Origin of the sequence: Mycobacterium sp. (assembly GCF_049802695.1) — a bacterium.
Classification (GTDB): domain Bacteria; phylum Actinomycetota; class Actinomycetes; order Mycobacteriales; family Mycobacteriaceae; genus Mycobacterium.
In genome coordinates, this window is record NZ_JBARMY010000439.1 from 1 (window position 1) to 4903 (window position 4903).

General features: G+C 67.1%; 6 protein-coding genes. 4 read left to right on the forward strand and 2 right to left on the reverse strand.

All coding sequences use genetic code 11. The features are described 5' to 3' along the window. Positions 1 to 542, reverse strand: a 542-nt coding sequence (locus tag WA317_RS17670; RefSeq protein ID WP_425174268.1) for an acyl-CoA dehydrogenase family protein, incomplete at its 3' end; no start/stop codon positions are given. Positions 543 to 839: 297 nt separating this feature from the next. Here WA317_RS17670 and kstR point away from each other — a divergent pair. Beyond that, entirely contained in the window at positions 840 to 1445 is a 606-nt protein-coding gene (gene kstR / locus WA317_RS17675; RefSeq protein ID WP_425174269.1) for a cholesterol catabolism transcriptional regulator KstR, read from the forward strand. A gap of 4 nt (positions 1446 to 1449) precedes the next feature. On the opposite strand, the gene WA317_RS17680 is transcribed toward kstR, so the two are convergent. Next, a complete protein-coding gene (locus WA317_RS17680; protein ID WP_425174270.1) occupies positions 1450 to 2529 on the reverse strand; it encodes a substrate-binding domain-containing protein in 1080 nt (359 codons plus the stop codon). Between the two features lie 138 nt (positions 2530 to 2667). On the opposite strand from WA317_RS17680, the gene WA317_RS17685 reads away from it, so the two are divergent. From WA317_RS17685 to WA317_RS17695, 3 genes are all read left to right on the forward strand, one after another. Continuing rightward, complete coding sequence (locus tag WA317_RS17685; RefSeq protein WP_425174271.1) at positions 2668 to 3426, forward strand: LamB/YcsF family protein; 759 nt, start codon at positions 2668 to 2670, stop codon at positions 3424 to 3426. Beyond that, positions 3426 to 4346 (forward strand): MBL fold metallo-hydrolase, encoded by a 921-nt coding sequence (locus WA317_RS17690; protein WP_425174272.1) that lies wholly within the window; start codon positions 3426 to 3428, stop codon positions 4344 to 4346. Before WA317_RS17685 ends, WA317_RS17690 begins: the two co-directional genes overlap by 1 nt. 1 nt (position 4347) lies before the next feature. Further along, on the forward strand, positions 4348 to 4903 hold a 556-nt coding region (locus WA317_RS17695; RefSeq protein WP_425174273.1), incomplete at its 3' end, for an SLC13 family permease.

Here is a 4903-nt window from a genome sequence, read left to right on the forward strand (position 1 = left end):
ACCCGCGCCAGCGCCCGGGAGAAGTCGGTGGGCGTCAGCGGCTGGACCGTGACACCGGCATCGGCGCTGTCGACGACCAGCCATGTCCCGTCCGCCGGCAGCAGCAGTAGACCACCGGCCACGGCGCCCAGCACCCGGGGTGCCGTCCCGGACGCCTTCGACGCGGGGCGGTCGAACTGGATGTCGGCGTCCAAGGCCATGCCGGCGAAGCGCCCGCCGGATAGCAGCGCGCCCAACTGCACCGTGTCCGAAATCACCAAGGTGGCCAGCGCGGTGGTCGCCACCGGACCCGGCGCCAGCGCCTTGGCGGCTTCGTCAACCATGGCGCACAGATCCTCGACCCTGCCGCCGGCGCCACCGCTGTCCTCGGCAACGGCTACACCGAAAATCCCCAGCGCCGCCAACCCTTCGTACACCGGTCGCCAGGCCTCGGCTTTGCCCTGCTCGACGTCGCGGATCGCCGCGGTGGCCTGCGAACCGGCCGCCCAGTCGCGCACCAGCTGGCGCGCCGCGAGCTGTTCGTCGGTGATGGTCGGTGCCACTGTCGACTCCTAAGATTTGCCCTGACCCCGGTACGACGAGTCGCCGCCAAGCGTTAGAACGTGCTTATACAAGTACTAGAACGTGTTCTAATAGTGCCAGTGATCGACGGTCAAGTCGACCGCCATAGCAGCAGCACAACCCGGTTCCCCGGCGGCATGGAGGTGAGAAATCCACGCTCGGCATGCGTATCGTTTTCAGCGAGATCGCAACATGAAGGAGCTGTACCTCAGATGTCGTCGCCAGCGAACGCAGGCTCGGGCCGCGCGTCAGACGCGCAACCCCGCGAGGTCATGAACGTGGCGGTTTTGGCCGAATCCGAGCTCGGCTCCGAGGCGCAGCGCGAGCGCCGCAAGCGCATCCTGGACGCCACCATGGCGATCGCGTCCAAGGGTGGCTACGAGGCGGTACAGATGCGGGCGGTGGCCGACCGTGCCGATGTGGCGGTCGGCACGCTTTACCGGTACTTCCCGTCGAAGGTGCATCTGCTGGTCTCGGCGCTGGGCCGCGAGTTCGAGCGCATCGACGCCAAGACGGACCGCTCGACGTTGCCCGGCGGAACGCCGTATCAGCGATTGCATTTCATGATCAGCAGGCTCAACCGCGCGATGCAGCGCAACCCGCTTCTGACCGAAGCGATGACCCGCGCTTACGTGTTCGCCGACGCCTCGGCGGCGGGCGAGGTCGATCACGTCGAGAAGCTGATCGATTCGATGTTCGCCCGTGCGATGAGTGACGGCGAACCGACCGAAGACCAGTACCACATCGCTCGGGTCATCTCAGATGTGTGGCTGTCGAATCTTTTGGCCTGGTTGACTCGACGCGCGTCGGCGACCGACGTCAGCAAGCGGCTGGATCTGGCGGTGCGGCTGCTGATCGGCGACGGGGCCGGCCCGGCGATCTGACGCCTCAAGCCGGCGGCCCGGCGGTACGTCCACGGATCAGTTCGGTGGGCAGCATCTCGTCGACCGGCATCCCCGAGCGCGGCGGTTTCTGCAGCAGTTCGCCGGCGCGGCGGCCCTTATGCAGGCTTGACTGCGCCACCGTGGTCAGTCCGCGGCTGATCGCCTCCGACACACCGTCGAAGCCAGTGACCGTCATCTGTCCGGGTGCGTAGATGCCGTGAGAGCGCAGGTAATCCATCGCTGACAGCGCCAGAACATCCGCGGTGCACATCAACGCGGTGATCCGCGGATTGGCGGCCAGCGCCACCTCGGCGGCGCTGCCACCGGAGTTCGGCAGGTGTTCGTAGCTTTCGACCACGGTCAGTGAGTCCGGGTCGATGTCGGCGGCGTTCATCGCATCACGCACACCGTTGATGCGTTCGCGCTGGACATGGAATTGCGGCGACTTCACCCGTTCGGCGTCGACGAGACCTTGCCGCCCGTCCCGGCTCAGCCGCATCGTGAGCAACCCGATCTCCCGATGACCGAGTCCGACAACGTAATCGGCGAGTTCGCGCATCGCTGTCCGGTCGTCGATACCGACCCTTGACACACCCTGGACGTCTTTGGGCTGGTCGACCACCACCACCGGCAACCGCCGCTGCATCACGACCTGGAGGTAGGGATCGTCCTCGGACACCGAATACACCACGAATCCGTCGACGCCGGCCGAAAGCACCGCCGCCGTTCCGTCAGCAACGCTACGGCTGGGCCCTACCGCTACCAATAGCAGTCCCTGACCCAGCTGCTCACACGACTGCGCCACTCCGGCAACGAAATCCAGAGCGGCGGGATCGCTGAACGAATAAGTCAACGGTTCGGTCGTCACTAGACCGACCGCTCCGGCCTTGCGGGTCCGCAGCGAACGCGCCACCGGATCCGGACCGGCATAACCCATCCGTCGCGCCGTGGCCAGCACACGTTCACGGAGGTCCGCCGACAGTTGATCTGGCCGGTTGTAGGCATTCGAGATGGTGGTACGGGAAACCTTCAATTCGGCCGCCAACGACGCAAGGGTGGCCCGGCGTCGCGGCGTTGACCTCATGCCCTGTGACGCTACCGGGCGCTTCTGATAGTCGCGGAGTCGATACTGACCAGCGCCGATGGGTGCGAAGCGGCAGCTTTCGAGCCCAGGTGCAGGAGGACCCCGCCGGCGCCGGCAACGCATATAGGCTGACTCAACGTGGCCTCCATTGACCTGAACGCCGATTTGGGCGAGGGCTTCGGTGTCTGGCGACTCGGTGACGACGAGGCCATGTTGGGGCTCGTGACCAGCGCCAACGTCGCCTGCGGTTTTCACGCCGGTGACCCGGCCGGCCTGTTGCACGTCTGCCGGGCCGCCGCCGACCGGGGCGTGTCCATCGGCGCGCAAGTCAGCTACCGTGATCTCGCCGGATTCGGCAGACGCTTCATCGACGTCACCACCGAGGATTTGATCGCCGACGTCGTCTATCAGATCGGTGCGTTGCAGGCGCTGGCGCACGCCGCCGGCACCGCCGTGACCTACGTCAAACCGCATGGTGCGCTGTACAACGCAATCGCAACTGACCGACAGCAGGCGGCCGCCGTCGCTGAAGCGGTGCAGATGGTGGATCCGACGCTTCCGGTGCTGGGTCTGGCCGGCTCGCCGTTCTTCGAAGAGGCCCGCGCGCGCGGCCTGCGCACAGTGCCGGAGGCGTTCGCCGACCGCGCTTACCAGCCCGACGGCCGACTGGTGTCGCGGCGTGAACCCGGTGCAATGCTGCACGATCCGGCGGCCATCGCTGAGCGGGTGGCCGTCATGGTGACCGCAGGCCGGTTAACCGCCGTCGACGGGTCACAGATCTCTGTGACGGTGGAATCGGTGTGTGTGCACGGTGATTCGCCCGGCGCCGTCCAGATCGCCTCGGCGGTGCGGGATCGGCTAAAAGCCGGCGGCGTCGATGTGAAGGCGTTCCGCTGATGCGGCTCAAGCCCGGTCGCCCCGACTTGGGCCAGTACTCGGACCGGTTCAGCGTGCCTGCCCCGACATCCGGCACGCCGCTGTCGGTGACCTGGCTGGGGGTGGCCACGCTGCTGCTCGACGACGGATCGGCCGCGCTGATGACCGACGGCTATTTCTCTCGGCCCGGCCTGCTGCAAATAGCCACCGGCAAGGTATCGCCGTCACAGCCTCGCGTCGACGGATGTCTGGCTCGCGCGCAGGTCACCCGACTCGAAGCCGTCGTCCCCGTCCACACGCACATCGACCACGTGTTGGATTCTCCGCTGGTCGCCGACCGCACCGGTGCGCAGCTGGTCGGCGGCGAGTCGGCGGTGAACGTCGGTCGCGGGTACGGCTTACCGGAAGATCGCATGGTCGCGGCGACCCATGGTGAGCCGATCCGGCTGGGCCCGTATGACTTAACACTGTTGCAGTCGCGGCACTCACCACCTGACCGATTCCCCGGTGTGATCTCCGCGCCGGTCACGCCGCCGGTACGGGTCGGGGCCTACCGGTGCGGTGAGGCGTGGTCGACGCTGATACATCACCGGCCGTCGGACCGTCGGCTGTTGATTCAGGGCAGCGCAGGCTTCGTCGAAGGCGCACTGGCCGGCCGGCGCGCGGATGTCGTCTACCTCGGCGTCGGCCAACTCGGTGTGCAACCGCGCGCGTACATCGTCGACTACTGGGCAGAGACCGTGCGTGCAGTCGCGGCCCGCCGGGTGGTGCTGATCCACTGGGACGACTTCTTTCGGCCGTTGTCAAAGCCGTTGCGGGCCTTGCCTTATGTCAACGACGACTTGGACGCGTCCATCCGCGTTCTCGACGAGCTGGCCGCCCAGGACGGTGTCGCTCTACACCTGCCGACGGTGTGGCGGCACGAGGATCCGTGGGGCTGATTTGACGTTACTGCTGGCTCTGGTGTTGCTGGCTGTCGTTCTCGGGTTCGCGGTCGCGCGCCCACGGGGCTGGTCGGAAGCCATCGCCGCAATCCCGGCTGTCCTGATTCTCATTGCCCTCGGCGCGATCTCAGTGCACGAGGCGGCTGCCGAGGCGGGCCGGCTGTCGCCGGTGGTGGCCTTCCTGGGTGCAGTGTTGGTGCTGGCCAAGCTGTGTGACGACGAGGGCCTGTTCGAGGCGGCCGGGGCGGCAATGGCGCGTGGCCGTCCCGATTCGCACCGGCTGCTGCGTCGGGTGTTCGTCATCGCGGCGGTGATTACTGCGGCGTTGAGCCTGGACGCCACGGTCGTGCTGCTGACGCCGGTGATGCTGGCAACGGTTCGCCGGCTGCGCGCACCGGTGCGCCCGCACGCCTATGCCAGCGCGCACCTGGCCAACGCCGCCTCGCTGTTGCTGCCGGTCTCCAATTTGACGAACCTGCTCGCTTACCACGCCGCCGACCTGTCGTTCACCAGGTTCACGTTGCTGATGGCGCTGCCGTGGGTGGCCACCGTGG

Coding starts and splice junctions, on each gene's coding strand:
- WA317_RS17680 (WP_425174270.1), bottom strand. CDS start 2,529: ATGAGGTCAACGCCGCGACGCCGGGCCACCCTTGCGTCGTTGGCGGCC.
- WA317_RS17690 (WP_425174272.1), top strand. CDS start 3,426: ATGCGGCTCAAGCCCGGTCGCCCCGACTTGGGCCAGTACTCGGACCGG.